This is a genomic window from Bradyrhizobium sp. LB11.1, assembly GCF_040549385.1.
Taxonomy (GTDB): Bacteria; Pseudomonadota; Alphaproteobacteria; order Rhizobiales; family Xanthobacteraceae; genus Bradyrhizobium.
Genome location: NZ_JBEPTH010000010.1, coordinates 95,609 through 120,149 on the forward strand (window position 1 = coordinate 95,609; position 24,541 = coordinate 120,149).

The 24,541-nt window shown below is 64.3% G+C and carries 27 protein-coding genes; 10 read left to right on the plus strand and 17 right to left on the minus strand.

Annotated features, from left to right (window positions below; genetic code table 11):
• The first annotated feature begins 202 nt into the window (after positions 1-202).
• Positions 203-448: a GCG_CRPN prefix-to-repeats domain-containing protein gene (locus tag ABIA96_RS24775; protein WP_354139669.1), complete on the plus strand. Its 246-nt coding sequence runs from the start codon at positions 203-205 to the stop codon at positions 446-448.
• Between the two features lie 120 nt (positions 449-568).
• Here ABIA96_RS24775 and ABIA96_RS24780 read toward each other — a convergent pair whose 3' ends face one another.
• The gene (locus ABIA96_RS24780) at positions 569-862 is read right to left on the minus strand and encodes a twin-arginine translocation signal domain-containing protein (protein ID WP_354139670.1); all 294 of its coding nucleotides are present in this window, start codon (positions 860-862) and stop codon (positions 569-571) included.
• 271 nt (positions 863-1,133) lie between these two features.
• On the opposite strand from ABIA96_RS24780, the gene ABIA96_RS24785 reads away from it, so the two are divergent.
• The 3 genes from ABIA96_RS24785 to ABIA96_RS24795 all read left to right on the plus strand — a co-directional run bounded on the left by ABIA96_RS24785 (position 1,134) and on the right by ABIA96_RS24795 (position 4,346).
• Positions 1,134-3,098, plus strand: a complete 1,965-nt coding sequence (locus ABIA96_RS24785; RefSeq protein ID WP_354139671.1) for an alpha/beta hydrolase domain-containing protein — start codon at positions 1,134-1,136, stop codon at positions 3,096-3,098.
• A gap of 169 nt (positions 3,099-3,267) precedes the next feature.
• A complete protein-coding gene (locus ABIA96_RS24790) occupies positions 3,268-3,915 on the plus strand; it encodes a glutathione S-transferase family protein (RefSeq protein WP_354139672.1) in 648 nt (215 codons plus the stop codon).
• A gap of 140 nt (positions 3,916-4,055) precedes the next feature.
• The gene (locus ABIA96_RS24795; protein ID WP_354139673.1) at positions 4,056-4,346 is read left to right on the plus strand and encodes a DUF1330 domain-containing protein; all 291 of its coding nucleotides are present in this window, start codon (positions 4,056-4,058) and stop codon (positions 4,344-4,346) included.
• A 15-nt stretch (positions 4,347-4,361) separates the two neighbouring features.
• On the opposite strand, the gene ABIA96_RS24800 is transcribed toward ABIA96_RS24795, so the two are convergent.
• The 4 genes from ABIA96_RS24800 to ABIA96_RS24815 all read right to left on the minus strand — a co-directional run bounded on the left by ABIA96_RS24800 (position 4,362) and on the right by ABIA96_RS24815 (position 7,211).
• Positions 4,362-4,709: a hypothetical protein gene (locus tag ABIA96_RS24800; RefSeq protein WP_354139674.1), complete on the minus strand. Its 348-nt coding sequence runs from the start codon at positions 4,707-4,709 to the stop codon at positions 4,362-4,364.
• A gap of 55 nt (positions 4,710-4,764) precedes the next feature.
• Positions 4,765-5,436, minus strand: coding sequence for a Fic family protein (locus ABIA96_RS24805; RefSeq protein WP_354139675.1), 672 nt, complete (start codon positions 5,434-5,436; stop codon positions 4,765-4,767).
• Positions 5,433-5,609: a hypothetical protein gene (locus tag ABIA96_RS24810; RefSeq protein ID WP_183234613.1), complete on the minus strand. Its 177-nt coding sequence runs from the start codon at positions 5,607-5,609 to the stop codon at positions 5,433-5,435. The genes ABIA96_RS24805 and ABIA96_RS24810 overlap by 4 nt, the downstream gene beginning before the upstream one ends.
• A 69-nt stretch (positions 5,610-5,678) precedes the next feature.
• The gene (locus tag ABIA96_RS24815) at positions 5,679-7,211 is read right to left on the minus strand and encodes an acyl-CoA carboxylase subunit beta (RefSeq protein WP_354139676.1); all 1,533 of its coding nucleotides are present in this window, start codon (positions 7,209-7,211) and stop codon (positions 5,679-5,681) included.
• 149 nt (positions 7,212-7,360) lie between these two features.
• Between ABIA96_RS24815 and ABIA96_RS24820 the strand changes: the two genes are divergently transcribed.
• The 3 genes from ABIA96_RS24820 (at position 7,361) to ABIA96_RS24830 (ending at position 9,583) form a co-directional block, all read left to right on the plus strand.
• On the plus strand, positions 7,361-7,765 hold the full coding sequence (locus tag ABIA96_RS24820) for a DUF4260 domain-containing protein (protein ID WP_354139677.1): 405 nt from the start codon (positions 7,361-7,363) through the stop codon (positions 7,763-7,765).
• 161 nt (positions 7,766-7,926) lie between these two features.
• Positions 7,927-8,523 carry a hypothetical protein gene (locus ABIA96_RS24825; RefSeq protein ID WP_354139815.1) on the plus strand — a complete coding sequence of 199 codons (597 nt, stop codon included), beginning with the start codon at positions 7,927-7,929 and terminating at the stop codon, positions 8,521-8,523.
• A gap of 67 nt (positions 8,524-8,590) precedes the next feature.
• Positions 8,591-9,583 (plus strand): dienelactone hydrolase family protein, encoded by a 993-nt coding sequence (locus tag ABIA96_RS24830; RefSeq protein ID WP_354139678.1) that lies wholly within the window; start codon positions 8,591-8,593, stop codon positions 9,581-9,583.
• A gap of 163 nt (positions 9,584-9,746) precedes the next feature.
• On the opposite strand, the gene ABIA96_RS24835 is transcribed toward ABIA96_RS24830, so the two are convergent.
• Genes ABIA96_RS24835 through ABIA96_RS24845 form a run of 3 tightly spaced genes read right to left on the minus strand, consistent with a single transcriptional unit; the run spans position 9,747 to position 12,473 of the window.
• Positions 9,747-10,010 (minus strand): EscU/YscU/HrcU family type III secretion system export apparatus switch protein, encoded by a 264-nt coding sequence (locus tag ABIA96_RS24835; RefSeq protein ID WP_354139679.1) that lies wholly within the window; start codon positions 10,008-10,010, stop codon positions 9,747-9,749.
• Positions 10,007-11,623 carry a flagellar hook-length control protein FliK gene (fliK, locus tag ABIA96_RS24840; protein ID WP_354139680.1) on the minus strand — a complete coding sequence of 539 codons (1,617 nt, stop codon included), beginning with the start codon at positions 11,621-11,623 and terminating at the stop codon, positions 10,007-10,009. The genes ABIA96_RS24835 and fliK overlap by 4 nt, the downstream gene beginning before the upstream one ends.
• Before the next feature lie 55 nt (positions 11,624-11,678).
• Positions 11,679-12,473: an ATP12 family chaperone protein gene (locus ABIA96_RS24845; protein WP_354139681.1), complete on the minus strand. Its 795-nt coding sequence runs from the start codon at positions 12,471-12,473 to the stop codon at positions 11,679-11,681.
• Positions 12,474-12,547: 74 nt separating this feature from the next.
• Between ABIA96_RS24845 and ABIA96_RS24850 the strand changes: the two genes are divergently transcribed.
• Positions 12,548-12,772 carry a hypothetical protein gene (locus ABIA96_RS24850; RefSeq protein ID WP_354139819.1) on the plus strand — a complete coding sequence of 75 codons (225 nt, stop codon included), beginning with the start codon at positions 12,548-12,550 and terminating at the stop codon, positions 12,770-12,772.
• A gap of 25 nt (positions 12,773-12,797) precedes the next feature.
• Here the strand turns inward: ABIA96_RS24850 and ABIA96_RS24855 are convergent, their stop codons facing one another.
• Genes ABIA96_RS24855 through ABIA96_RS24875 form a run of 5 tightly spaced genes read right to left on the minus strand, consistent with a single transcriptional unit; the run spans position 12,798 to position 17,425 of the window.
• Positions 12,798-14,027, minus strand: coding sequence for an RluA family pseudouridine synthase (locus tag ABIA96_RS24855; RefSeq protein WP_354139682.1), 1,230 nt, complete (start codon positions 14,025-14,027; stop codon positions 12,798-12,800).
• On the minus strand, positions 14,024-14,341 hold the full coding sequence (locus ABIA96_RS24860) for a HigA family addiction module antitoxin (protein ID WP_354139683.1): 318 nt from the start codon (positions 14,339-14,341) through the stop codon (positions 14,024-14,026). The genes ABIA96_RS24855 and ABIA96_RS24860 overlap by 4 nt, the downstream gene beginning before the upstream one ends.
• A 9-nt stretch (positions 14,342-14,350) precedes the next feature.
• Positions 14,351-14,635 (minus strand): type II toxin-antitoxin system RelE/ParE family toxin, encoded by a 285-nt coding sequence (locus tag ABIA96_RS24865; protein ID WP_354139684.1) that lies wholly within the window; start codon positions 14,633-14,635, stop codon positions 14,351-14,353.
• A gap of 55 nt (positions 14,636-14,690) precedes the next feature.
• Positions 14,691-16,025 carry a replication-associated recombination protein A gene (locus ABIA96_RS24870; protein WP_354139685.1) on the minus strand — a complete coding sequence of 445 codons (1,335 nt, stop codon included), beginning with the start codon at positions 16,023-16,025 and terminating at the stop codon, positions 14,691-14,693.
• The gene (locus tag ABIA96_RS24875; protein ID WP_354139686.1) at positions 16,022-17,425 is read right to left on the minus strand and encodes a DegQ family serine endoprotease; all 1,404 of its coding nucleotides are present in this window, start codon (positions 17,423-17,425) and stop codon (positions 16,022-16,024) included. Before ABIA96_RS24875 ends, ABIA96_RS24870 begins: the two co-directional genes overlap by 4 nt.
• A 314-nt stretch (positions 17,426-17,739) precedes the next feature.
• Between ABIA96_RS24875 and ABIA96_RS24880 the strand changes: the two genes are divergently transcribed.
• Together ABIA96_RS24880 and ABIA96_RS24890 are read left to right on the plus strand one after the other, a co-directional pair.
• A complete protein-coding gene (locus tag ABIA96_RS24880) occupies positions 17,740-19,356 on the plus strand; it encodes an OprO/OprP family phosphate-selective porin (RefSeq protein ID WP_354139687.1) in 1,617 nt (538 codons plus the stop codon).
• A 320-nt stretch (positions 19,357-19,676) separates the two neighbouring features.
• Positions 19,677-20,690, plus strand: coding sequence for a zinc-binding alcohol dehydrogenase family protein (locus ABIA96_RS24890; protein ID WP_354139688.1), 1,014 nt, complete (start codon positions 19,677-19,679; stop codon positions 20,688-20,690).
• A 148-nt stretch (positions 20,691-20,838) separates the two neighbouring features.
• On the opposite strand, the gene hisC is transcribed toward ABIA96_RS24890, so the two are convergent.
• The 4 genes from hisC to ABIA96_RS24910 form a co-directional block, all read right to left on the minus strand.
• Complete coding sequence (gene hisC, locus ABIA96_RS24895; RefSeq protein WP_354139689.1) at positions 20,839-21,897, minus strand: histidinol-phosphate transaminase; 1,059 nt, start codon at positions 21,895-21,897, stop codon at positions 20,839-20,841.
• Positions 21,894-23,210 carry a chloride channel protein gene (locus ABIA96_RS24900; RefSeq protein ID WP_354139690.1) on the minus strand — a complete coding sequence of 439 codons (1,317 nt, stop codon included), beginning with the start codon at positions 23,208-23,210 and terminating at the stop codon, positions 21,894-21,896. The genes hisC and ABIA96_RS24900 overlap by 4 nt, the downstream gene beginning before the upstream one ends.
• Before the next feature lie 56 nt (positions 23,211-23,266).
• Positions 23,267-23,563: a DUF1330 domain-containing protein gene (locus ABIA96_RS24905; protein WP_354139691.1), complete on the minus strand. Its 297-nt coding sequence runs from the start codon at positions 23,561-23,563 to the stop codon at positions 23,267-23,269.
• Positions 23,564-23,645: 82 nt separating this feature from the next.
• The gene (locus ABIA96_RS24910) at positions 23,646-24,434 is read right to left on the minus strand and encodes an SDR family NAD(P)-dependent oxidoreductase (protein WP_354139692.1); all 789 of its coding nucleotides are present in this window, start codon (positions 24,432-24,434) and stop codon (positions 23,646-23,648) included.
• Positions 24,435-24,541: the final 107 nt, after the last annotated feature.

Here is a 24,541-nt window from a genome sequence, read left to right on the forward strand (position 1 = left end):
ATTTGTGTCGCGCAAGGCCGTACGCGGCGAATGTTCATGCCGCATTCAGGTCATCATTGGCAGGTTTGGATCGCGACGTGTCAGCACGTGCCCCAGATTTTACGTGTCGAATCGTGTCTTCTGATTCATTGTGCGCCGCAAGCGCCAACCCCCTCTAGTACTAGCCTCAAACACTTGCCCCAAGGACGAGAAGGAAGACCAAATGAAATATCTGTTCGCCGCCGTGATGCTCGCCAGCGCGGTCGTTGGTTTCAGCGAGGCGGCCAGCGCCGCCGGTGGTTGCGGCCCGGGCTGGTACCGCGGCGCCTATGGCGGTTGCCGTGCGATGCGCGGTCCGGTCGTCGTGGCGCCCCGCCCGATCGTGGTCGCCCCGCCGGTCGTCGTGGTGCGTCCGCGCGTGTGCCCCTATGGCTTCCGCTGGTACGCCGGTCGCTGCCGCCCGTTCTGATCTTTCGCACGCGCGAAATGGCCGCGCGGCGAAAGCCTGCGCGGCCATTTTCCTTGAGACGCCTGACGCAACCAAAAAGGGGATCGCAATCGCGATCCCTTTTTCAGTCCGGGCGCGGCGTTACCAGCGACGCCAGTGGCGGCGGTGCCAGCGACGATGCCAGCCCCAATGACGGTGACGCCAGCCCCCGTAGCGGTGACGCCAGTGGCCGCCATGCCAATGCACCTGCTCGGGCTTGAGCTGGGCTGCTTCCTCACTGGTGGTGACCGCGGAGTGAGCGTCCGGATTGCCTTGCGGCATGCGGGGATCACCGAGCACCTGCGGCGCCAATGGCGCGGCCTGTGCGGCGGCGGTGAACGCGGCGGCTCCCGCGGCGACACCGAATGCAAGTTTCAAAAAGTTCCGGCGCTCCATGGCGTGTCCTCTTCATCGGTCAGGTGATGCAGAGGAAGTGTCGCGGTAGTGACATGAACTGCCGCTGAATCGCGCGTTCAGGTTCATTGCAAAGATGACAGGAACGCGCGCTACTTTGCAAACTCCTGCGCCAGCACCAGCGTCTCGCGCGAGCGCGGCGGGCATCGGATTTCCTCCTGTTGTTTGGTCGGAGCATAGCTGGTTATAGTGCCGGCAACAAAAAGCCCGCGACGGAACATGACGATCGCGCGACATCAGGGAAGGACCGGCCATGCGCAGGATCATCACAGGCATCATCGCGATCGCCAGCTTCTTCCCCATCGCCTCGCGCGCCGAAATCGTCCGCTTCGACATCCTGGAGCGCGTGCCGGCCTTCTCGGGGCGCAGCTTTGGCAACGTCGGCACCTATGAGCGCATCACCGCACGCGCGACCTTCGCGCTCAATCCCGTCGACGACCGCAACGCCGTCATCACCGACCTCGCGATTGCGCCGCGCAACGCTGACGGCAAGGTCGAGGCCACCGCCGATGTCGTGATCCTCCGGCCCTCCGATCCCACCCACGGCAACGGCACGCTGCTGCTGGAGGTGCCCAATCGCGGCAGAAAGCTCGCGCCACAACTGTTCGACGATTCCGCCCAGCCCGGCGCCAACAATGCTGACAAGGCCGAAGACGCCGGCATTGGCTTCCTGCATCGCCAGGGTTTTACGATGGTCTGGGTCGGCTGGCAGGGCGACATCCCCTCCAAGCCGGGACAGCTTGCGATGACGGCACCAATCATCAAGAGCGTTACAGGCCCTGCGCGCGAAGAAGTCATCTTCGACAACACGACCAATCCGGCGCGCGCGGCGCTGACCTGGCCGGCCACCGATCCCGCCAATCTCAACGTCACCGTGCGCGCGGCCTGGGCCGATGCACGGCAGACGCCGTCCGGCCTCTCAGCAAAGTTGGTCGATCCCAATACGGTGGAGATCACCCGGCCCGACGGCTTTGACGCCGGCGCGCTCTACGAGATCACGTACACCGCGCGCGATCCGGCTCCTCTCGGCATGGGCTATGCCGCCGTGCGAGACGTCGTCAGCTTCCTCCGTCGCGACGAGACCCAGGCGAACCCGCTGCTCGACGGCCTGCATCCGTCGGTCAGCCGCGCGATCGGCTTTGGCGTCTCGCAATCCGGCCGCTTCCTGCGCGACTTCCTCTATCTCGGCTTCAACGAGGATCTCCAGGGTCGCACGGTGTTCGACGGCTTGATGCCACATGTCGCCGGCACGCGGCGGATGGCGACCAATGTCCGCTTCGGCCAGCCCGGCCGCAACCCGCGCCACATGCAGGATCCGGCGTGGCAGGCCGATCTCTTCCCCTTCACCTATGCGAGCCTCAGCGATCCCTATTCCGGCAAGACCGATGGCCTGCTGCGCCGCTGTTCGCTCTCGGCCACCTGCCCGAAGGTGATGCAGACCGACAGCGAACACGAATGGTGGGCCTCGCACGCCTCGCTGCTGGTCACTGATCTCTCGGGCAATCACCTTGACCTCCCCGACAACGTCCGCGCCTACATGATCGCAGGCACGCCGCACTTTGCAGAGCCCACTGACGTGATGCGCAAGGGCTTGCCCGCGATGTCGCTGCCGCAAAATCCGATGCATGCGGGCATGCCGATGCGCGCCCTGCTCACCGACCTCAACGCCTGGATCAGCGACGGCACCAGGCCACCCGCAAGCCGTGTTCCCATGCGCGCCCACGGCACGCTCGTGTCGGCGCAAGGCGCTGTGCCGACGGACATTCCCGGCCTGCCCTATGCCGGCATCCACACGCTTGCCGCCTTCTCCGACCAAAGCGTGCTGCCGCCGAGGGAGATCGGCCGCTATCCCGTGTTCGTCCCCAAGGCGGACGATGACGGCATGGCCATCGCGGGCATCCGTCAGCTCGCGCTGGCCGTACCGCGCGCGACCTACACCGCCTGGAATCCGCGCGCGCAGGGATTTGGGCCGACGGCGCTCTATCCGCTCCAGGGCGCAGTCGTGCCCTTCGCGCCGACGGAGGCCGCGCGCAAGGAGGTGCATGACCCGCGGCTGTCTATTGCGGAACGCTACGCCGATGACGGGGCCTATGTGGCCGCGGTGAAGCGTGAGGCGGCACGGCAGGTCGCGGAGCGGCTTCTGTTGCCGGAGGATGCTGAGCGCGCGGTGGAAGCCGCAAAGCAAGGCAAGCTGGCGAAGCTCGGGTCGGTCCCGTAGAGCGGATTGGTTAGCGCAAGCGTAATCCGCCATCTTTCCGCGGCAACAGCAACGGTGGGTTACGGCTTCGCCTAACCCGCCCCATCAGTTCCTCATATAAAATCTCCCCACCCTGTCGGACCACGCGCCCTTCACCCGTCCTAGGTTCAGACAGCACTGGAGACACCGCATGGCCGACCTCACCCTGACCACCTTCGAATGGGTTCCCGAGCCCCCGCGCGGTTTCGTGCGCGACCTCCGCGTGCGCTGGGCCCTCGAAGAAGCCGCATTGCCCTATCGCGTCGTGGGCGTGCCCGGCGACCGTGGCCCCGAGCATCTCGCGCACCAGCCGTTCGGCCAGGTGCCGTGGCTGATCGACGGCGACCTCTCGATCTTCGAGAGCGGTGCGATCCTGCTGCATCTGGGCGAGCTCAGCGCGAAGCTGATGCCATCAGATCCGCGCGGCCGCAGCGAGGTGACGAAATGGGTGTTCGCCGCGCTCAATTCCGTGGAAATGGCGAGCCTGCCCTGGACGATGCTGAAGTTCATGGGCCATGCGAACGACACGCCGGCTTGGAAATTCGTGGACGACTTCCTCAAGATTCGCCTCAAGCATCTCGAGCCGGTGTTGGCGAAGCGCGAATGGCTGGCCGGATCCTTCTGCGTCGCCGACATCCTGATGTCGGACGTGCTGCGCGTCGTCGATAGTCAGGGCGGGCTGGCGCACAGTCCTGCCTGCCGCGACTACGTCGCGCGCGCCACTTCGAGGCCCGCATTCGCAAAAGCCCACGCGGATCAGCTGGCGCATTTCGCTGCGGCGGATAAGGCGCGCTCGTAGCAGATTGGCTGATCCACCCGGCGCAATTCGCAGGCCGCACCGATTTCATCACGAACTGGCGATCGACCATCCGAGGTGAAGAGATCGCGGATTTCTCTGATACGTTGCATGCCCCGAGCAAACCGTTGAGGCAGATCGAAATGGCCGCCTACGTAATCTTCGACGTCGAGATCAGAGATTTGCAGCAGTATCAGGAATTCATGCTGGGCGTGAAGCCCGCTTTGGAAGCAGCCGGGGCCAAGTACCTCGCGCGAGGAGGCGCTCACAAGGTTTACGAAGGCGACTGGGAGCCACGCAGGATTGTCCTGCTGGAATTTCCGTCCTTTGAAGCATGGGAAGCGTTCTACAACGGCGCGACCTACCAGGGGCTCAAGTCTGTCCGTGACGCCTGCAGCTCTGCCCGCCTGGTCGGTGTCGAGGGCCTCGATTAGCCCAGCCGCGGCGCCTCACATCAGCTTCATAGGCGCGTCTTCGACCACGCGAAGGTCGATCCTGCCGATCAACGCCGCGCGGCGAGCCTCCGCAGCGCCGATGGCGTCATCCGTCTGCCGCAGCGTGCTGATGTTCGACCCGAGCGAGACGATGCCGCCGAGCATTAGCGCGATCGATCCGAGCGCAGCGGTTTGACCAAATCCAAATAGTCCGAGGATGGTGACCAGGAGCAGCGCCGCACCGCTGCCGATCGCGATCTTGGACGCCAGGATATACTTCCGGCATCGCTCGGCGACCGTGGCGAGCGCCTCAATCTGGTCTTCGATGTCGGAAATCTGGTCAGTCGGATCTTCTTCGGTCATTGGATTTCAAGATCGAAAGCTCGGCTGCAAACAAATCTGCGGCGAAGTCCTGCGCTTAGCCGGGTAGCTTGCCCCCTACCGATTTATAGAATTCTGCAAGCTGGTTCGCCAACAGTGAGGCCAACAAATCTTCCATCTTCGAGACGTCGATCCGGCCGCCATCGCGAAAGGCCAAATCGGCCGCATCCAAAGCGTCGAAATAGGGCGTTCGGTTGTCGACGATTTGATCCGGTATCGTCGGTGTGCCCGGTAGAAGTGCACCGGCGCGGACTGAAAGCACAACGTATGAGACAATTCGGGAGGTACGACCGTTGCCATCCGCGAACGGATGAATCCAATTTAGCCGCCACATGACATAAGCGGCGAGGTGGATTGGCGTACTACTGTCCCAGTGATCATTGACGTAGTCGCACATGTCCTCAACGAGTTCGGGGACTAGATGCGCGCCGACGGGCTCATGCTTACTTCCCTCAATGGCAACACCACCGGGGCGGTAGTTGCCAGCATAGGAACTGATGCCCGCTAAAGCTTCTCGTTGCAAACTGAGGATGAGTGAGGGACGGAGCTTGAACGAGCTCCGATCAAGAGCCGTCTGAATCGCGCCAATAGCTGCGTCATACTGGCGGAACCCATTCCGTGCTTCCGCAGCGGCCTTTTGTTGAGGATCTGTAATCAACTCAGGTTCGAGCGCACGGCTATCGCGCCGTTCACGCTCTTCGCTTGTCATTTCTTGTCCTTGGCCAACTTTTCGGCCTCGCGGTCCACCATTTCGCGCGTGATGAGCGAATTCTCGAAATGGGTGTTACCGTACACGAAACTGCGCCGCTGCTCCTCCCGGTGTTCCGGGGATGGATTGGCGGTCTTGGCAGCTTCGATGAGTTTCTTGAGAGCGTCGGTCATTGCATCAATATAGACGAGTCCACTCAGAGGCACCATGCGATTTTGTACGTAATACCTCAGGCGAGTTCCTCACAACGGCAAATTGTCGTGCTTCTTTGCCGGCGTTTCCACCTTCTTGTCCTTCAGCATCGACAGCGCGCGGGCGATCCGCTTGCGGGTCGAGTGCGGCATGATGACGTCGTCGATGTAGCCACGCTCGGCGGCGATGAAGGGGGACAGGAAGCGGTCTTCGTATTCCTTGGTGCGCGCGGCGATCTTGTCGGGGTCGCCGATGTCAGAGCGGAAGATGATCTCGACCGCGCCCTTGGCGCCCATCACCGCGATCTGGGCGGTCGGCCAGGCGTAGTTCATGTCGGCGCCGATTTCTTTCGACGCCATGACGTCGAAGGCACCGCCATAGGCCTTGCGGGTGATGATGGTGACCAGCGGCACGGTGCACTGCGAGTAGGCGAACAGCAGCTTGGCGCCGTGCTTGATCAGGCCGCCATATTCCTGCGCGGTGCCGGGCAAAAAGCCCGGCACGTCGACGAAGGTGACGATCGGGATGTTGAAGGCGTCGCAGAAACGAACGAAGCGCGCGGCCTTGCGTGAGGCATCGCTGTCGAGCACGCCGGCCAGCACCATCGGCTGGTTGGCGACGAAGCCGACGGTGCGGCCGGCGATGCGGCCGAAGCCGGTGACGATGTTCTTCGCAAAGGAATCCGCGATCTCGAAGAAGTCGCCCTCGTCCACGACCTTCAGGATCAGCTCCTTCATGTCGTAGGGCTTGTTCGGATTGTCCGGGATCAGCGTGTCCAGGGACATGTCGACGCGGCCGATGTCGTCGAAGCTCGGCCATTCCGGCACGCCGTCGGTGTTGTTCGACGGCAGGAAGTCGATCAGGCGACGCATCTGGAGCAGCGTCTCGACGTCGTTCTCGAAGGCGCCGTCCGCGATCGAGGAGCGCGTGGCGTGCACCGAGGCACCGCCGAGCTCTTCGGCGGTGACGACCTCGTTGGTCACGGTCTTCACCACGTCCGGGCCGGTGACGAACATGTAGCTGGTGTTCTTCACCATGAAGATGAAGTCGGTCATGGCCGGCGAATAGACGTCGCCGCCGGCGCAGGGGCCCATGATGACGGAGATCTGCGGGATCACGCCCGAGGCCAACACGTTGCGGCGGAACACGTAGGAATAGCCGGCGAGCGCGGCGACGCCCTCCTGGATGCGGGCGCCTCCAGCGTCATAGAGGCCGATGATGGGCGCCCGCGCCTTCATCGCCATGTCCTGGAGTTTCGTGATCTTCAGCGCGTGGGTCTCGGACAGCGAGCCGCCGAACACCGTAAAGTCCTTGGCGAACACAAACGTCTTGCGGCCGTTGACGGTGCCCCAGCCGGTGACGACGCCGTCGCCGGGCACCTTGTTCTTTTCCATGCCGAACTCGGTGGAGCGGTGCTCGACAAACATGTCGAATTCCTCGAACGATCCCTTGTCGAGCAGCAGCTCGATGCGCTCGCGGGCGGTCAGCTTGCCGCGGGCGTGCTGCGCCTCGATGCGCTTCTCGCCGCCCCCGAGCTTTGCGCCGGCACGACGGTCTTCAAGGGCGTCCAGGATATTCTTCATTTGCTCCCGCCAGTTCTTAGCCTAAATGCGATTGCCGGGGGTTCTAACACGGCATTTTACGGACCGGAAAGCCGCTTTCGACGCCGCAGGGCTGCCTTGCCGCAGCGTGAAAGCGCAAGGAATTACAAAGTTTTGCCTGGGAGGCGACCATGGATGAGAGAGCGGCCGAGACCGGGGCTGCGACCGGCGGCGTCAACATCCTGCTCCGGCTGGAAGGGCTGACCCTGTTCGTTGGGATGGTGATGCTCTACGCGGCCTGGGGCGGCTCCTGGCTGGTCTTTGCCCTGCTGTTCTTCGTGCCCGATCTGAGCTTCCTGGCGTACCTGTCGGACGCCAAATTCGGGGCGATGGTCTACAACGCCGCCCACAGCTACATGGCGCCGGTGGCGTTGATGACACTGGGTTTCGGCTTGGCCTCGCCCCTCACCTTGTCCATTGCCTTGATCTGGCTTGCCCATATCGGCATCGACCGGGCGCTGGGCTATGGGCTGAAATATGCCGCCGGCTTCGGCTTCACCCATCTGGGGCGGATCGGGCGGCAGAAGGACGCCTGACGCCGGCGCGTTCTGGCGGGATGACCGCGATTTGCCTGCGCAGGTCGGTTGACCCGGCCGGGCGATTCAGGCTTGCTCCAAGCTTGGGATCTGGCGCCGAATGTTGCGTGAGCTCAGTCGGTACGGCGGCGGTCATCACGTCCGGCTGCAAGTATCACCTCATGTCCGCCACGGTCGTTCCCCTGCCTCCGAACAGCGCGTCCGAAACGACCGACTTCCTGCGGCGGATGGCCAGCATGGTGTCGGGGCGGAACGGCGAGATGCTGCTGCGCGCGGCCAGTCTGATCGAGTCGCTGGGGCGGCGGGCGATGTCGGCCGAGCGGCTGTTTCACGAGCAGCAGGAAGAGAACAAGCGCCATGCCGAGCGGCATGAGGCCGCCGAGCTTGCTTCCGACGCCATGGTCAACCAGATCGCAGAGCTGCGGGCGCAGCTTGCAGAGGTGACCTCGGCCGCAGCCGCCGAGCGGGCGGCGTTCGACACCGAGCGCAGCAAGCTGCTCGGCCTGATGCAGGATGCCGAAAGCCATATCGGTAAGCTCACCACCGAGCTCGATACCCTGCGCGCCTCTGTCGATGCTTTCAACGAGACCGTGGTCTCCGTGCCGATCGAGGTGCTGCGGCTGGCGCGGACGCAATTCGATCATCTCTCTCGGGGTTTTGAGCGTAAGGGCGACGTGATCTCGCAGACCATGAGCGAGATCGGCGGCTTCGCCATCGACCAGGCGCTGACGGCGAACAAGCCTGCCGAGAAGGCGTGAGTCTCGCGCAAATTGACAGCCCGCCGGCCGGTTGGTCTACTTCCCTGAAATCACAAGGGAGGATCCGATGCCGATCGCAGTCCGCATCGTTGCCGCGCTCATTGCGCTCTACGTTTCAACCGGGCTCGCCGGCGCGCAGTCGCTTCCCAAGGATGCGGCGAGCCGGGTCGAGATATTCCCGATCCCGTCACTCACCCTCTCCGACCAGGAATTCCTCAGCGGCGATGTTGCGGCCGGCAAGCCGGTCACGGTCGCCGGCGAGTTCCGCGTCGCGCAGGGCACTGGCAAGATGCCGGTCGTAGTGCTGATGCACGGATCGAGCGGCGTCGGCGCCACCACGGAAGCCTGGGTGCATGAATTCAACGCGATGGGCATTTCGACCTTCGTGATCGACGGCTTTACCGGGCGCGGGCTCACTGTGGTCGGACCGAACCAGGCCCTGCTCGGCCGGCTCAATCTGATCATCGACATCTACCGCTCGCTGGACATTCTGGCGAAGCATCCCCGCGTCGATCCTGACCGCATCGTGCTGATGGGATTTTCGCGCGGCGGCCAGGCCGCGCTCTATGCGAGCCTCGACCGCTCCAACAAGCTCTGGAACAGGTCCGGCGTGCAGTTCGCGGCCTATATCCCGTTCTATCCGGATTGCTCGACCACGTATCAGTCCGACACCGAGGTCGCCGCGCGCCCGATCCGTATCTTCCACGGCACGCCTGACGACTACAATCCCGTGAAGAGCTGCAAGGCCTTTGTCGAGCGGCTCAAGGCCGCCGGACGCGACGTGGTGCTGACCGAATATCCCGACAGCGCGCACGGCTTCGACAGCGGCCTGCTCGGCGTCAATACGGTCACGGTGTCCGCCAACGCGCAGACCGCGCGCAACTGCCACATCAGCGAAGGCGACGGTGGCGTGTTGATGAACGCCGATACGCGGGCGCCCTTCACCTACAAGGATGCCTGCATCGAGCTAAACCCGCATGTCGGCGGCAATCCCGCAACGGCCGCGGAGTCGCGCAAGGCCGTGGTGGAGTTTTTGCAGGCGCTGTTCAAGTTGGGTTGAGGAGCAGCCCGACTTGCACCGATGTCGTAGGGTGGGCAAAGCGCAGCGTGCCCACCAATCGCGAAATGCGTAGAGAGATGGTGGGCACGGCGCTACGCGCCTTTGCCCACCCTACGGCATCGCAATTTTGTCGCGGGCTCCTCGCAATGACGAGCGCAATCCGCTACCGCGCCCGGCCGGACAGCCGCAGCACGAACACCAGCACTTCAGCCACGGCCTTGTAGAGATCAGGCGGAATCTCCTCGCCGAGTTCGACCTTGGAGAGCGCGCCGGCCAGGATCTCGTTCTCCTCGATCGGGATATCGTTGGCCTTGGCGATCTCGACGATCTTGGCACCGATCGTACCCTTGCCCTTGGCGACGACGACCGGCGCGCCGCTGCCCTTCTCGTAGAGCAGCGCAATTGCGAGCTTGGACTCCTCGCTCATGTGGCGCGATCCAGAAAATGCCCGGCGCGGGCCGGGGGTGTTTGCGGCGGCGTGCCGTCGCGCACGACGATATCGCCGGGCTTGAGTTCGGCTTTGGTCAGCGCCTGATTGAGCTCACCGATACCGGCGCGGAGTTGCTGCGCCGTCGCCGGCCGTTCCGCCCACATCCGCACAAATGTCTTGTCGCCATTGAGCGCAATCAGCGCGTGCACCGGACCGGCCGGCTCGACATTGAGCGTGAAGCGTGCGCGCCAGGCGCGCTTGGCGGGATCGGCCTGCTCGTTGCCGCCGTCACGCGAGATCTCGAACTGCGCCATCGCGGTGCCCTGCGCCGTCGCAAACGGAATCTCGAAATTCCACTGCGGCACGGTCGGATCGATGCGATGGCCGCTGGCATCGATTCGATCGGGTAGCGAGGCGACCTGCAGCAGGGTCTGCCGCGCGATCGCGGCGTCGGTGTCGTCGAGCAGGCGATGCACGGTGGCGGCGAGCGGCGTGTCCGGTGTGAGCGATGGCGAGGCAACAGCCTGCGGCGATGGCAGCGCGCCGCGAAACGGCGGTGGCGTCGCGCGCGCGGCCGCCTCGAAGAGATGGCTATCCGGCACGGCCTTGGTGGCGCCCGGCACATTCCCGGTCACGCGCGGCAGGTTTTGCGTGACCTCTTGCAGCAGACTCGCGGCAAGGCCTGCGGAGATGGTCCGCGGCAGCGCTGCCTGCGGTGCGTCGACCATGTCGGCAAGCACAGCAGCCACGACATTGGCGTTACGCTGCATTTGCGGCGCTTGGGCTATCTCTGCTTCAGGCGCCGGCGCTTGCACAGCCTCGCCTGCAACTCGAGGCGGCGAGCTTGCGGCCTGCGCGACGGCGCTCGTCGCAATCGCAACGGCCTGTGTCGGTGGCGCGGCAGTCTCGAGCGTGCCTGATGTCGCGGCCAGCGTCTGGCGCAGCACCAGTAGCGCTGCCTTCAAATCCGGTACGGCACCCGACGTCGGCGGCGCGCCGGCCGCAAGCGAGGCCTCGAGAAACAGGCCCGACTTCTGGAAGGCGAATTCGATATCACCGCCATCGAGCCCGGTATTGAGCGGCGTCTGTTGCGCCAGCACGTCCAGCACGGCCTGCTTCAAGCCAGCCGGCAGATCGCTGCCGGTCACGACTGACGCCAGATTGGCGAACAGTGGCGCCTGGCTGCCCTGCTTGGTCACGGCCTCGGCCGAGGCTGCGGTCACGGCGACCTGCTCTAAAGGTGTCAGCGTGTTGCGTGCAGCGTTGACCGACGGGGCAAGCGACGGGCTATCGACCAGCGAAGCCGCCGCCGGCGTCAGCGTAACCTGATCGGCGCTCGCCTCACCTGATCCGTTGACGACGGCGAGCCGGATGGTGCCGTCGTTCTGCGACACCGCGAGCTGGAGATTCTGCCCCGGCGTCAGCGACACCTCCGACATCACGTCCATCGAGAGATTGGCGATCGCGATCCGCACCAGATTGTCGGCGAGCACGCTGACGACCCTGGCATCGACCACGCTGCCGGCCTGGAGCACAAGATCGGGCGTCGCCGCATCAGCCACGGGGCTGGCGGCACTGACGGGAACGATCGAGCTTATCGGCGTCGGCATCTCAAGGGCCCAGGGAATGCTGTCCCCACCCTAAGGTCCCCTCGTAAACCTCTCGTTAAGGACCTTTAGCCGAGCCCGGATTAACGGCCGCCAGCACCACCAATGCGGCCTCGTAATCCCGCAACCGGGTGACCCGGCGGGCAGCCGCTTCCTCGTCCACGCCCCACTGGTCGGCATTCCAGTCCTCGTCGACATGGGCGGCGGCCCAGACCTGGCCGGCGTCACGCACGCCATGGGCCAGCGCCAGCGCCAGCAGCGCCGAACCTGTCAGGGTCGTCACCACGTGAAGAGCCGCGACCGACCAGGCATCCCCCGGCAGCGCCGCGCGAACGGCCCGGAGCGCTTCATCCGGCTGCTTCACATGTATGATGCCCTCGGACAGGATGAAATGCGCTCCCAGCGCCTCCGCCGCCCAGAACAGCACGGGGTCCCAATGCGCGGCCTCGCGGGCGACCAGCCCCTCGGGGTGGCCGGCGCGATAGAACAGCAGGTCGGTCTCGAAATATTTCGCAAGGTCATCAGTGACGAGTTCGACGCGGTCGACGACACCCTCGAGCACGCTGTTGGCGATCCGCGTCAGCGGCATGGTCACGGGATCGAGCGCCTCGCCCTGCGCAGCCCATTCCGCAGCCACGGCATCCGCCAGCGCCCGCGCGGGAATGACCACCTGACGGGCGGAGGGAGTGCGGATCGGCTTGCCGTCGAGCGTGATGGCAAAGCCGCCTTCGGCCTCGGTAACGCCGGCCTCCTTGTAGAAGCGCTTACGCAGCGGCGTGCGCGCGGACGCACGCGCCGATTCCCGTGGGTCCCGCGGTGGCTGGCTGGCTGCTTCTTCGAACAATTCGCGCATGTGAGTTTTCGGTCTCCGCCGCTGAATGCAGGCTTTTAAAGTAAGATTGGTGGCCGATAAAGCGAGCGGCGGACATGAGGGAACCTGCGGGTATTGCGGCCCTGTTCGCCGGGCTCTGGCTGGCCGCGGCCGAAGCCGGCTTTCGCAGTCCGGAATCGCTCGTCCGCAACGTCTACGCCTATTATGGCGAGGGTCCCGAGGGTGGGCTGATCACAGACGTGGAGAGCCCGCATGACAGCTTGCGGAATCTTTCGCCGGAGAGACTCTGGATTGCGTCGTCGCTTCGCTTCTCGCAATGACGGGGCTCATAACGGGGGCTCAGCCCTACTCCTCCGGCGCGTTCTCGATCGGATCAAACCGGCTTGCATCGAGCCCCAACAGATTCCACGACTGCTGCATATGCTGCGGCAGCGGCGCGGTGGCGTCGATAAAGCCGCCGCGCGGATGCGGAATGACGATGCGGCGCGCGAGTAGATGCAGCCGGTTTTGCAGGCCGCCCGGCAACTGCCAGTTCTCGATGTTGAAATATTTGGGATCGCCGACGATGGGGTGGCCGATATGCTCCATGTGGGCGCGAAGCTGGTGGGTGCGCCCCGTCACAGGCTTCAGCGACACCCAGGTCAGCTTGTTGCCGGCGGTCTCGACCACCGCGTAGTACGTCACCGCGTGGCTCGCGCCCTCGTCACCATGCTGGGCGATGCGCATGATGGTGTCGTCCTCGCTCTCTTCCTTCGCAAGGAAGGTCGAGATGCGGCCTTGCTTCGGCTTTGGCAGGCCCGGCACCAGCGCCCAATAAGTTTTCCGCGCCGAGCGCGAGCGGAAGGCGCCGGTCAGATGCGAGGCGGCAAAGCGCGTCTTGGCGATCAGGAGGCAGCCCGACGTCTCCCTGTCGATGCGGTGCACGAGGCGCGGCTTCTGCCCCTTGGAATCGCGCATCACCTCCAGCATCTGGTCGACGTGCCGCGTCATGCCCGAGCCGCCCTGCACGGCGAGGCCGGCGGGCTTGTTCAGCACGAGAACGTCGTCGTCCTCGTAGATCGTCATCTCCTTCAGCGCGGCAAGCGTCTTTTGCGCGGCCTCCGACTCCGGGTTGGCGGGCTTCGGAGTGTCGAGCTTCAGCGGCGGAATGCGGACACTCTGGCCTTCCTCCAGACGGTCCTTGCTGTCGACGCGCTTGCCGTCGACGCGCAGCTCGCCTTTGCGTACGACGCGCTGGATGTGGGAGAACGACAGGCCGGGAAACCGCGCTTCGAGGAAACGATCGACGCGCATGTTGTTCTCGTCCGCCGTCACCGTGACGGTCTCCACCTTGGTCGGCAGCAGCGCCTCGACCGGCTTTGCCGCAACCGGCGCTTCCATTGCCGCCTTTTCCAGCCCAGCCTTGGGCGCACGCCGCTCAGCGCGTTCGCCCGCAAAGCGCGGCGGCTTCCCACCGGGCTTAGCCCCAGGACGCGCCCCGGCCTTCTTCGCACTACCCACCTTGAACGGACGCGCCTCCTTGCGCTCATCGCGCTCGCGAGGTTTTGGATTCATTCTCTTGATGCGGCGGCTCATGCGGTTTTTCCAAGCTTTCGTGTCGACTGCGCGTTGGCGCGACGGGGCAGCGACGCAACCTGCGCGCCTACCTCTTTCTCCGCCAGCCGCAGCTCATATTGCTGTTGCAGGTTCATCCAGAATTGCGGGCTGGTGCCGAACCAGTGACCAAGACGCAGCGCCGTATCTGCAGTGATGCCGCGCTGCCCATTGATGATGCCGGTGATGCGATTGACCGGCACGTCAATCTGGCGCGACAACTCGGCGGCCGTGATGCCGAGTTCGCGCAGCTCTTCGGCCAGATGTTCGCCGGGATGAATTGGCGTGCGGGGCATAAGCTTCCTTCAGTGATAATCGACGATTTCTACATCAGTCGGACCAAGCGCACCCTCTGGCCAACTGAAGCAGATCCGCCATTGATCGTTGATCCGGATCGAAAATTGTCCCGCACGATCGCCCTTCAAGGCTTCGAGCCGATTACCGGGCAACGCCGCCAAGTCGGCTAAGCTCGTTGCCGCGTCCAATCGATCAAGGCGCGTCTCTGCCTGGCCGGCAAATCCCGAGAATTCCTTGACGTGCTGCCCAGCGGCAAATCGCTCGGTGCGCTTGTCGCGGCAGCTGACGATCATCCCCGAATATTAGCAAGATTTACGACTTACGTAAATAGTAAACTGCTCAAAACTCTTACTTCCCTCCCCGCTCCTTGCGCAGCTTGGCCCAGTAATCCAGCCGCTTGCGGATCTCCCGCTCGAAACCGCGCTCGGGCGGGTCATAGAAGGTCTGGCGACCCAGGGCTTCCGGGAAGTAGTCCTGGCCGGAGAAGGCATCGGGGGTGTCGTGGTCGTATTCGTAAGCCGCGCCGTAGCCTTCCGACTTCATCAGCTTGGTCGGCGAATTCAGGATGTGCTTTGGCGGCAGCAGCGAGCCGGCCTGTTTTGCCACCTGCATCGCTGTGCCGAAAGCAGTATAGACCGCGTTCGATTTCGGCGCGGTGGCCAGATAGACGACGGCCTGGGCGATGGCGAGCTCGCCCTCGGGATGGCCGAGGAAGTCGAAGGCGTCCTTCGCCGCATTGGCGATGATCAGCGCCTGCGGATCGGCGAGCCCGATGTCCTCGACCGCCATGCGCACGACTCGGCGGGCCAGGAATAGCGCGTCTTCGCCGGCATCGAGCATGCGCGCGAGATAATAGAGTGCTGCGTCCGGATCGGATCCGCGCACCGACTTATGCAGCGCCGAGATCAGGTTGTAGTGGCCGTCGGCGGATTTGTCGTAGATCGGCGCGCGGCGTTGTAAGATTTCCTGCAATTGCGCAGCATTGAAGGTCTCGTCCGCCCTTGCCGAACGCCAGACCTCTTCGGCTAGCGTCAGCGATGCACGGCCATCGCCATCGGCCATGCGCACCAGCACGGCGCGCGCCTCTTCATCGAGCGGGAGCTTGCGGCCCTCGACCTCCTCGGCATGCGCGAACAGCTTTTCGATCGCGGCGGCATCGAGCGAGCGAAACACCAGCACGCGTGCGCGGGACAGCAACGCCGCGTTGAGCTCGAAGGAAGGGTTTTCAGTGGTGGCGCCGACCATGACGACGGTGCCGTCTTCCATCACCGGCAGAAACGAATCCTGCTGGGCGCGATTGAAGCGATGCACCTCGTCGACGAACAGCAGTGTGCCCTTGCCCATCTCGCGACGGGCGCGCGCGGCCTCGAACGCTTTCTTGAGGTCGGCGACGCCGGAGAACACCGCGGAGATCTGCTCGAAATGCAGATCCGTCGCATCCGCCAACAACCGCGCCACCGTGGTCTTGCCGGTGCCGGGCGGGCCCCAGAACACCAGCGAGCCGAGCGTGCGCGTCTCCAGCATGCGCGTCAGCGCACCGTCGGGGCCAAGGATGTGATCCTGGCCGACGACCTCCGAGAGCGCACGCGGCCGCAGCCTGTCCGGCAGCGGATGCGGAGCCTCGTGATCGAGCCCCGCCGCGGCGAAGAGAGTTGGCGTCTCCTGTGGTCGCTTCGGACTCATCCGCCCAGCGTGACGTTGATCTGCTGGCCGCCGCGCACCAGCGTGATGCGCCAGAGTCGCTGGCTTACGCCGGCCGCCTTCTCGAGGTCGACGGTCTTGCCGATCTTCTGGTTGTTGACCGCCAAAATAATGTCGCCCTTCTGGAAGCCGACATTCGCGGCCGCGCTGTCGCCGCCGAGATCGGTGATCACGACGCCTTCGGTGTCGGCGTCCAGATGCAGCTCGTCCGCAAGCGCGGGCGTGATGGTCGAGAACTTGGCTCCCTGGAACGGCGAGCGGGCGGTGACGACGAGTTCGTTACGGCCAATATCGGGCGCGCTCTCGAGCGCGATTGTCAGCTTCAGCGGCTTGCCGCCGCGCTGCACGTCGATCTGCGCCGTGCCGCCGAGCGGACGGGTGGCGAAGCGGTAGTCGAACGCGTTGGGATCGTCCACGGTCTGGTTGTCGATCCCGGTGATGAGGTCGGAGGATTTCAAGCCGGCCTTTGCCGCTGGACCGTTGGGAACGACGCTCGCGACCAGCGCGCCGGTCGGCGAGCGCAGGCCGAGGCTCTCGGCGATCTCGGGCGTCACCGCCTGCAGCTTCGCACCGAGCCACGGCCGCTTCACCGCCGTGCCGCCGTTCTTGGCGGAAGCGACGACGACGCGCACCATATTGGCGGGGATCGCAAAGCCGATGCCTTGCGAGCCGCCGGAACGCGAGTAGATCGCGGTGTTGATGCCGGCAAGCCGGCCGTTCATGTCGACCAGCGCGCCGCCGGAATTGCCGGGATTGATCGCGGCGTCGGTCTGGATGAAGAACTGGTAGTCGGTGATGCCGACCTGCGTGCGCGCGAGCGCCGAGATGATGCCGTGGGTCACGGTCTGGCCGACGCCGAAGGGGTTGCCGATCGCCATGACGACGTCGCCCACCATCAGTTCGTCCGAGTTGGTGAATTCGAGCGCAGGAAATTTCTCTTTGGTATCCTTCAGACGCAGCACCGCGAGATCGCTGCGGGAGTCCTTCAGCACGATCTCGGCCTCGAACTCGCGCTTGTCCGACAGCGACACCTTCACCTGGTCGGCGCCCTCGATGACATGGACGTTGGTGACGACGAGCCCGGATGAATCGACGATCACGCCCGACCCCAGCGACCGCTGCACCTGCTCCTGCTGCTGGCCGCCGCCGAAGAAACGGCGGAAGATCGGGTCGTCCAGCAGAGGATTGCGGTTCTGCACCACCTTGGCGGCATAGACGTTGACGACCGCCGGCTGCACCCGCTGCACGATCGGCGCATAGGACAGCCGTAGCTCGGCCAGCGACGACGGCACGCGGCGGTCCTGCGCGGCAGCCAGATTGAAGTGGGCCGAAAAGGCTATGCACAATGCCGTGACGACGGCGGTCCGGATCGATCGAAACATTCCTACCTCTTGGAAAAGATGCCGGAATATAGGCGCGTTCGCCCCCCAATAGAAGGGCGCCCAGCGGCAATTCGCCCCCTTTCCGGTGTGGCCGGCACGCAAGCACCGCGTGCAAAATGCCAATCTGGGAGGTGCCGCACATTGGCATGATGCGCGTCATCTTGCATGCTGCCCAACGGCGGATTCGGCTGCGGCGAAATTACATCAGTGGGAACCATTGCAGCCGTGGCGCGCCGTCGCGGGACAGTCATCGACCCTTCTTAGGCTCTCCCGTTGCGACTTGGGGAAGTTGGTCTAACCGATGGAGTGGTGACGTGAGCAGAACAAGAATTGCGGCCGCGGCGATTGGTCTCGCCGGCGCGCTGGCGGCCTCGCAGGCCCAGGCACAATCAGCAAGTAACAGCGATCAGGAGATCGCACTCCTGAAGCAGCAGTTGAAGATGCTGGAGCAGAAGCTGGACAAGCTCCAGAACCAGACCGCCGCGAATACGGCGGCCACGGCGAAGGCCAGGGCAGAAGCAAAGGCTGAAGCGAAAGCCGAAGCACGCTCCGAGGCGAAGGCGGTCGTCGCCAACGCCAATGCGGCGTATCCGGTCAAGGGCGCGCCCGCGTTATCCGGCGTTATCGTGACGATGCCGAACAACCGGCCGACCATCTGCACCGCCGACGGAGCGAACTGCGTCGCGATCACCGGCCGCGTGCATTGGGATGTCGGCGGCTACGACTATCGTCCCAACACGGCGGCCACCGTACCGCAGAAGCTGGACAGCGGCGAAAATGTTCGCCGCGCGCGGATCGGCCTCGCCGGCAAATTCTTCAACGACTGGAATTTCGCGCTGGTCTACGATTTCGGCGGCTCGTCGGACGGGTTTGGCGGCGCGGCTCCGGGATCGCTGCCCGGCGGCGGCGTCTCCGGCCTCGAGAATGCCTATCTCAGCTACACCGGCCTGAAGCCGTTCGGCGGAAAGATGGCGATCGAGGCGGGCGTCATGGACCTGCCCTACACCATGGACGAGGCCACGAGCTCCAACGACATCATGTTCATGGAACGCGCTTCGGCTGGTATCATCGCGACCAACATCGCTGCCGGCGATTTCCGTTCGGCAGCCGGCACGCGCTGGTTCAACGATCAGCTCTGGGCCGGCGCCTATGTCACCGGACCCGCGACGGGCGCAATCCACTCCGCTTCGAGCGCGGCACCGGCGGGCACGAGCGAGCAATACGGCGCCGTGGCGCGTATTGCCGGCAATCCCATCAGCGGCAAGGACTACTCGGTCCATATCGGTGCTAACGCGCAGTGGCTGATTCAGCCGCCGCGCAATCTCATCGCCAACACGCAGACGGTCGCGCTCAGCGATCGTCCGGAATTGCGTCTCGACCCGACCGCGCTGGTGTCGACGGGCGCGATCGCCAATGTCTCGGGCGCGCAGGTCTACAGCGTCGAAGCGGCTGCGACCTACGGTTCGTTCATCGTCCAGGGGGAGTACTTCTGGTACAATGTCGACCGCACCGCCAATACCGGCGTGCCGCTGGTCGGCGCGCCGAGCCTGAAATTCCAGGGCGGCTATGCGCAGGCCGGCTACGTGCTGACCGGCGAAGGCCGCAGCTACAACGCGGCGAACGCGGCCTATAACGGCGTCAAGCCCGCGCATCCGTTCTCACTCGAGGGCGGCGGCTGGGGTGCCTGGGAAATCGCGGGACGCTTCTCGACGATCGACCTCAACGACCAGCTTGCGAGCGCCAACGGCGTCGCGGGTGGGCGCCAGAACATCTACACGCTTGCGCTCAACTGGTACGTCAACGGTAACGTCCGCTTCATGCTCGACTACCTGCATGGCACCGTCTCCAAACAGACGCTGCCGCCGGCGGCATTCGCGAATACGGGCTCGAACTTCGACGCCGTGGCGATGCGCACGCAGTTCGCGTTCTGACGCGATCAATTCCGGGGGCGGCACAGCCGCTCCCGGAAGCTAAGCGGCGCGCCTCGGCTTCTTGACGGGCCCGGCTTCAAGCGCCGACGCGCAGCATGCGGTGGGTGATGCCGGGCATCATGCGGCGCTATTCGCCGAAGCGCTGGGTGCCGCCCTGCAAATGGCAGCCGGGACGACGGGCAAAGTTGCGCTGTTTCATCCGTGTTTTCCCAAAAGTATCCAACCAGGGACGATATCCCCAAATTTACAGCACTTGCCAAATGGGAGCCAGGGCGACAGTTAGAGGGGCAGGCGAATACACCATCTGATGGAGACAAGCCATGAAGGCCGTCGGCTACAAGAAATCGCTTCCGATCGAGGATCAGGATTCGCTGATCGACTTCGAGACCGCCAAGCCCGAGCCGAAGGGACGCGACATTCGCGTCGCCGTGAAAGCGATCTCGGCCAATCCGGTCGATTACAAGGTGCGCAAGCGCGCCGCCCCGCCCGAGGGCGAGACCAAGATTCTCGGCTATGACGCCGCCGGCGTGGTCGATGCAGTCGGCCCCGACGTCACGCTGTTCAAGCCGGGCGACGAGGTGTTTTACGCGGGCTCGATCCTGCGCCAGGGCACCAATTCCGAATTCCACCTGGTCGACGAGCGCATCGTCGGCAACAAGCCGAAATCACTCTCGTTCGCGCAAGGAGCCGCCCTTCCCCTCACTTCCATCACCGCCTGGGAATTGCTGTTCGATCGTCTTGGCGCAGTCCCCGGCAAGAGCGTCGATCCGCGCACGCTCTTGATCACCGGTGGCGCCGGCGGTGTCGGCTCGATCCTGATCCAGCTCGCGCGCCGCCTCACCGGCCTCACCGTGGTTGCGACCGCGACGCGGCCGGAATCGCAGAAATGGTGCCTCGATCTCGGCGCGCATGCGGTGATCGACCATGGCAAGCCGATGAAGGAGCAGATCGAAAAATTGAAGCTGCCGCCGGTCGCATTGGTCGCGAGCCTCACTTTCACTGATCAGCACTACAAGAGCATCGCCGAATTCATGGCGCCGCAGGGCCGCTTCGGCCTGATCGACGACCCCCCCGAATTCACCATGAGCACGTTCAAGGGCAAAGCGATCTCGGTGCATTGGGAATCGATGTTCACGCGCTCCTCCTTTCAAACGCCCGACATGATCGCGCAGCACCATCTGCTCAACGACGTCGCCGACCTCATCGACAAGGGCGTGCTGCGCACCACGCTCGACCAGACCTTCGGCACGATCAACGCGGCCAACCTCAAGCGCGCGCACGCACTGCTCGAGAGCGGCAAGTCGCGTGGCAAGATCGTGCTGGAGGGTTGGTAGGCGAAGGCCTCGTAGGGTGGGCAAAGGCGCACTTGCGCCGTGCCCACCGTCTCACCAACGGGACGGCAAGAAAAGGTGGTGGGCACGCTCCGCTTTGCCCACCCTACGGCAGTTGCGCTCTAGCAACAGCGGCGGGTAACACCTGTCGTTATTTCAGTATCTGCGACAACGCCGACAACAGCCGGTCGATCTGCTCATCCGTGCCCACGGTGATCCGCAGATAATCCGAGATACGAGCCGCGGAAAAATGGCGGACGATCACCGCCTGCTCCCGCAGCGCCGCTGCAAGCGCGGCACCTTCATGCACGGGATGGCGCGCGAAGACGAAGTTGGCCAGGGACGGCAGCACCTCGAAGCCGGCTCCCTTCAGTCCGCGGGTCAGCCGCTCCCTGCCCTCGATCACGCGAACGCGGCTCTGCTGAAAATAGGTTTCGTCCTCCAGGGAGGCGATCGCGCCGGCCTGGGCGGGACGGCCGAGCGGGTATGAATTGAAGCTGTCCTTCACGCGGGTCAGCGCATCGATCAGATCTGCGTCGCCGATCGCATACCCGACCCGAAGCCCGGCCAAGGCGCGCGACTTGGACATGGTCTGCACGACAAGGAGATTCCGATGGGAAGCAACCAGCGGAATCGCGGTCTCGGCGCCGAAGTCGACATAGGCCTCGTCGACGACCACGGGTACGTCCGGGTGCTCTTCCAGCAGCATCCTGATCTCGGCGCGAGACAGGGCGATCCCCGTCGGCGCGTTCGGATTTGGGATGATGATCGCGCCGGCCGGCCGGCGGTAATCAGCGACGCGGATTTGCATGGCCCGATCGAGCGGCACGGTCTCGTAGGCGATGCCGAACAGACGGCAATAGACCGGATAGAAACTGTAGGTGATATCGGGAAAGAGCAGCGGCGCATCATGCTTCAGCAGGGCGACGAAGGCATGCGCCAGCACCTCGTCGGAGCCATTGCCGACGAACACCTGCTCGGGTCTCACGCCGTGATAGGTGGCCAGGGCGGCCCGCAGCGCGGTCGCCTGCGGGTCCGGATAAAGACGCAGCGTATCGGCTGCCGCGTCCTGGATCGCCTCCAGTGCAAGCGGAGACGGACCGAGCGGGTTCTCGTTGGTGTTCAGCTTGACCAAATCCGCCATGCGGGGCTGTTCACCCGGCACGTAGGGTTTCAGGTCATGCGTCAAGCTGCTCCAGAAACGGCTCATGTTCCCTCCCGCTCGCGCGGCCGCATCGCCCGCTCGACGAAGCCTTTTGCGAGCGCGTGATAGATACCCTCCTCGCAGATCATCCGCGAGACGAAATGCGCGATCAGCGCGGCTGCCATCAACGGCACGACCATGCCGTGATTGTCGGTCATCTCGGTCACGATCACGAAGGCGGTGATCGGCGCCTGCACCACGCCAGCGAAATACGAGACCATGCCGAGCAGCATGATCGCACCGAGAGGTGCGCCGTGGAAGAACGCCGCGATGTTGCTGCCGATGCCGGCACCGACGGCAAGCGAGGGCGAGAAGATGCCGCCCGGTATGCCGCTGATCGCGGCAAAGCTCGTCGCCAGAAGCTTGAGCACGCCAAAGTCCTGCGGCAGCGACGTACCGTGATCCAGCGCCTCTTTCACCTGCACGTAGCCCGTGCCGTAGATTGTATCGCCGGACATCAGGCCGCAAATCGCGACAGCAAGGCCGCAGGCGAACGCGAACCAGAGCGGATGGCCCTTGATCGCACGTCCGAGCGGATTCTTGAAGCCACGCGCCATGGCAATGACGACTCGGCTGAACAGGCCGCCCGCGAGGCCACCGACCACGCCACAAAGCGGAACAGCTAGCCAGTCGGCGCCGCGCGCCAGCGACATCGCGCTGCTGCCGAAATAGGCGTAATTGCCGGCCAGCGCGAGCGAGGTCAGGCCGGCCGCGATGACCGCGCCAATGATAAGGCTGGATGTGCGGGTCTCGAAAGCGCGGCTCATCTCCTCGATGCCGAAGACGATTCCCGCAAGCGGCGTGTTGAAGGCCGCGGCAACGCCCGCAGCGGCACCAGCCAGGATCAGCCCGGGCTGGCGGCGCGGCGAGACGCGGCCGAGCGCGAACATGATGGAGGCGCCGACCTGAACGGTCGGCCCTTCCCGCCCCACGGAACCGCCGCACAGCAGCGCGAAAAGAGTGAGAATCATCTTGCCGATCGCGATCCGGATCGAGACCAGGCTCTCGCGTGCGCTCTGATCGGTCAGATGCCGTGCGGCGATCGCCTGCGGGATCCCACTGCCCTGGGAGTTCGGGAACAGGCGGATGGCCAGGTAGGCTGACAACATGAAGCCGAGCGGCGTCACCGCCAGCACGGCATAGCGCGACTTGGCTAAAAGGAGCGCAAAGGCATGTTGCGCGAGGTCGGCCAGCTGCGCCAGCGCCACCGCCGCAGCACCGACCCCGATCCCGCCAAGCAGAAAGATTGCCCGCCGCTGCCATCGCGCGGATGTCAGCCTGAACAGGCGCTTGTGACGAGTCGAGAGGGGCCAGAACATGGAGCCCCGTTTTAGCTGGTCGTGCTTTGAATTGAAGCGGTAAGTGGGCAGACCAGCTAGACTGGAACCGCGCCCTCGACGAACAGCAGTCGCCGCTCCAGTGCACCAGCGCGGATTTTCAACGCCTCGGCATATTCCGGCGAGGCGTACCATTCCTTCAGCCTCGCCATCGTCGGAAATTCGACGATCACGATGGCCTTTGGCGGAAGGTTGCCTTCCGCCAGCTCAGCCTTGCCGCCACGGACGAGATAGCGGCCGCCATACTGCGCGATCGTCTTCGCCGCGAGCGCGCGATAGGCTTCGAACTCATCGAGATCGCGCATCTCGACTTCGGAAATCACATAAGCCGTCATGCGCGCGGGCTCTCCGTTTTGAGCATAATCTTGTCGGAAGACCGCTTTGCGCTAACGCGGCCCTCAGGGTCTGGATCATGCTCTATGCAATCGTATTGACGATGCCGCCTTCTGCGCGCAGCGCCGCGCCGTTGGTCGCGGACGCTTCCTTCGACGCAACGTAGACCACCATGTTGGCGATCTCGTCGACGCTGGCGAAGCGCTGGATCAGTGAGCTCGGGCGATGCTGCTTGACGAAATTGGCGGCGGCCTCGTCGACCGACTGACCGTTCTGCTTGGCGAGATCCTTCACAAAGGTCTCGACGCCCTCGGACATGGTCGGGCCGGGCAGCACCGAGTTCACCGTGACCGCGGTGCCTTGGGTGAGCTGCGCCAAGCCACGCGCGACCGCGAGCTGCGCCGTCTTGCTCATGCCGTAGTGGATCATCTCGGCGGGAATGTTCAGCCCTGATTCCGAAGAGATGAAGACAATGCGGCCCCAGTTACGCTTCAGCATGCCCTTCATATACGCGCGAGACAACCGCACGCCGCTCATCACGTTGACCTCGAAGAAGCGGCTCCAGTCCTCGTCCGGGATGTCGAAAAAATCTTTCGGCTCGAAGATCCCGGCATTGTTGATGAGGATGTCGACCTCAGGGAGTGCCGCCACGAGCGCCTTGCAGCCTGAAGCGGTCGAGACGTCGGCGGCGATGCCGCGCACCTTGGCCCCCGTTGCTTCCAGTTTGCGCACGGCCGCATCGACCTTGTCCTGGCCGCGCCCGTTGATCACGACGCTCGCGCCTGAACCGGCAAGGCCCTTGGCGATGGCGTGGCCGATGCCAGCGGTCGAGCCGGTCACGAGTGCGGTCTTTCCGGAAAGGTCGATCTTCATGAATCGTCTCCATTGATGTTGAAGCGGATATCGTGCGCTGCACGGGTGGGTGCAATCACCGCTCACCGATGCGTGAGGATCTATCGCGACAACGGCAGAGCCGTAGG

What these genes read in the sequence shown, in the direction of transcription:
- ABIA96_RS24775 (WP_354139669.1), top strand. Translation starts at nt 203, where the DNA reads ATGAAATATCTGTTCGCCGCCGTGATGCTCGCCAGCGCGGTCGTTGGT.
- ABIA96_RS24870 (WP_354139685.1), bottom strand. Translation starts at nt 16,025, where the DNA reads ATGAGTCCGAAGCGACCACAGGAGACGCCAACTCTCTTCGCCGCGGCG.
- ABIA96_RS24890 (WP_354139688.1), top strand. Translation starts at nt 19,677, where the DNA reads ATGAAGGCCGTCGGCTACAAGAAATCGCTTCCGATCGAGGATCAGGAT.
- ABIA96_RS24820 (WP_354139677.1), top strand. Translation starts at nt 7,361, where the DNA reads ATGGATGAGAGAGCGGCCGAGACCGGGGCTGCGACCGGCGGCGTCAAC.
- ABIA96_RS24795 (WP_354139673.1), top strand. Translation starts at nt 4,056, where the DNA reads ATGGCCGCCTACGTAATCTTCGACGTCGAGATCAGAGATTTGCAGCAG.
- ABIA96_RS24825 (WP_354139815.1), top strand. Translation starts at nt 7,927, where the DNA reads ATGTCCGCCACGGTCGTTCCCCTGCCTCCGAACAGCGCGTCCGAAACG.
- ABIA96_RS24865 (WP_354139684.1), bottom strand. Translation starts at nt 14,635, where the DNA reads ATGATCGTCAGCTGCCGCGACAAGCGCACCGAGCGATTTGCCGCTGGG.
- ABIA96_RS24815 (WP_354139676.1), bottom strand. Translation starts at nt 7,211, where the DNA reads ATGAAGAATATCCTGGACGCCCTTGAAGACCGTCGTGCCGGCGCAAAG.
- ABIA96_RS24805 (WP_354139675.1), bottom strand. Translation starts at nt 5,436, where the DNA reads ATGACAAGCGAAGAGCGTGAACGGCGCGATAGCCGTGCGCTCGAACCT.
- ABIA96_RS24835 (WP_354139679.1), bottom strand. Translation starts at nt 10,010, where the DNA reads ATGAGCGAGGAGTCCAAGCTCGCAATTGCGCTGCTCTACGAGAAGGGC.
- ABIA96_RS24850 (WP_354139819.1), top strand. Translation starts at nt 12,548, where the DNA reads ATGAGGGAACCTGCGGGTATTGCGGCCCTGTTCGCCGGGCTCTGGCTG.
- ABIA96_RS24855 (WP_354139682.1), bottom strand. Translation starts at nt 14,027, where the DNA reads ATGAGCCGCCGCATCAAGAGAATGAATCCAAAACCTCGCGAGCGCGAT.
- ABIA96_RS24780 (WP_354139670.1), bottom strand. Translation starts at nt 862, where the DNA reads ATGGAGCGCCGGAACTTTTTGAAACTTGCATTCGGTGTCGCCGCGGGA.
- ABIA96_RS24860 (WP_354139683.1), bottom strand. Translation starts at nt 14,341, where the DNA reads ATGCCCCGCACGCCAATTCATCCCGGCGAACATCTGGCCGAAGAGCTG.
- ABIA96_RS24790 (WP_354139672.1), top strand. Translation starts at nt 3,268, where the DNA reads ATGGCCGACCTCACCCTGACCACCTTCGAATGGGTTCCCGAGCCCCCG.
- hisC (WP_354139689.1), bottom strand. Translation starts at nt 21,897, where the DNA reads ATGAGCCGTTTCTGGAGCAGCTTGACGCATGACCTGAAACCCTACGTG.
- ABIA96_RS24900 (WP_354139690.1), bottom strand. Translation starts at nt 23,210, where the DNA reads ATGTTCTGGCCCCTCTCGACTCGTCACAAGCGCCTGTTCAGGCTGACA.
- fliK (WP_354139680.1), bottom strand. Translation starts at nt 11,623, where the DNA reads ATGCCGACGCCGATAAGCTCGATCGTTCCCGTCAGTGCCGCCAGCCCC.
- ABIA96_RS24845 (WP_354139681.1), bottom strand. Translation starts at nt 12,473, where the DNA reads ATGCGCGAATTGTTCGAAGAAGCAGCCAGCCAGCCACCGCGGGACCCA.
- ABIA96_RS24905 (WP_354139691.1), bottom strand. Translation starts at nt 23,563, where the DNA reads ATGACGGCTTATGTGATTTCCGAAGTCGAGATGCGCGATCTCGATGAG.
- ABIA96_RS24810 (WP_183234613.1), bottom strand. Translation starts at nt 5,609, where the DNA reads ATGACCGACGCTCTCAAGAAACTCATCGAAGCTGCCAAGACCGCCAAT.
- ABIA96_RS24785 (WP_354139671.1), top strand. Translation starts at nt 1,134, where the DNA reads ATGCGCAGGATCATCACAGGCATCATCGCGATCGCCAGCTTCTTCCCC.
- ABIA96_RS24875 (WP_354139686.1), bottom strand. Translation starts at nt 17,425, where the DNA reads ATGTTTCGATCGATCCGGACCGCCGTCGTCACGGCATTGTGCATAGCC.
- ABIA96_RS24830 (WP_354139678.1), top strand. Translation starts at nt 8,591, where the DNA reads ATGCCGATCGCAGTCCGCATCGTTGCCGCGCTCATTGCGCTCTACGTT.
- ABIA96_RS24800 (WP_354139674.1), bottom strand. Translation starts at nt 4,709, where the DNA reads ATGACCGAAGAAGATCCGACTGACCAGATTTCCGACATCGAAGACCAG.
- ABIA96_RS24910 (WP_354139692.1), bottom strand. Translation starts at nt 24,434, where the DNA reads ATGAAGATCGACCTTTCCGGAAAGACCGCACTCGTGACCGGCTCGACC.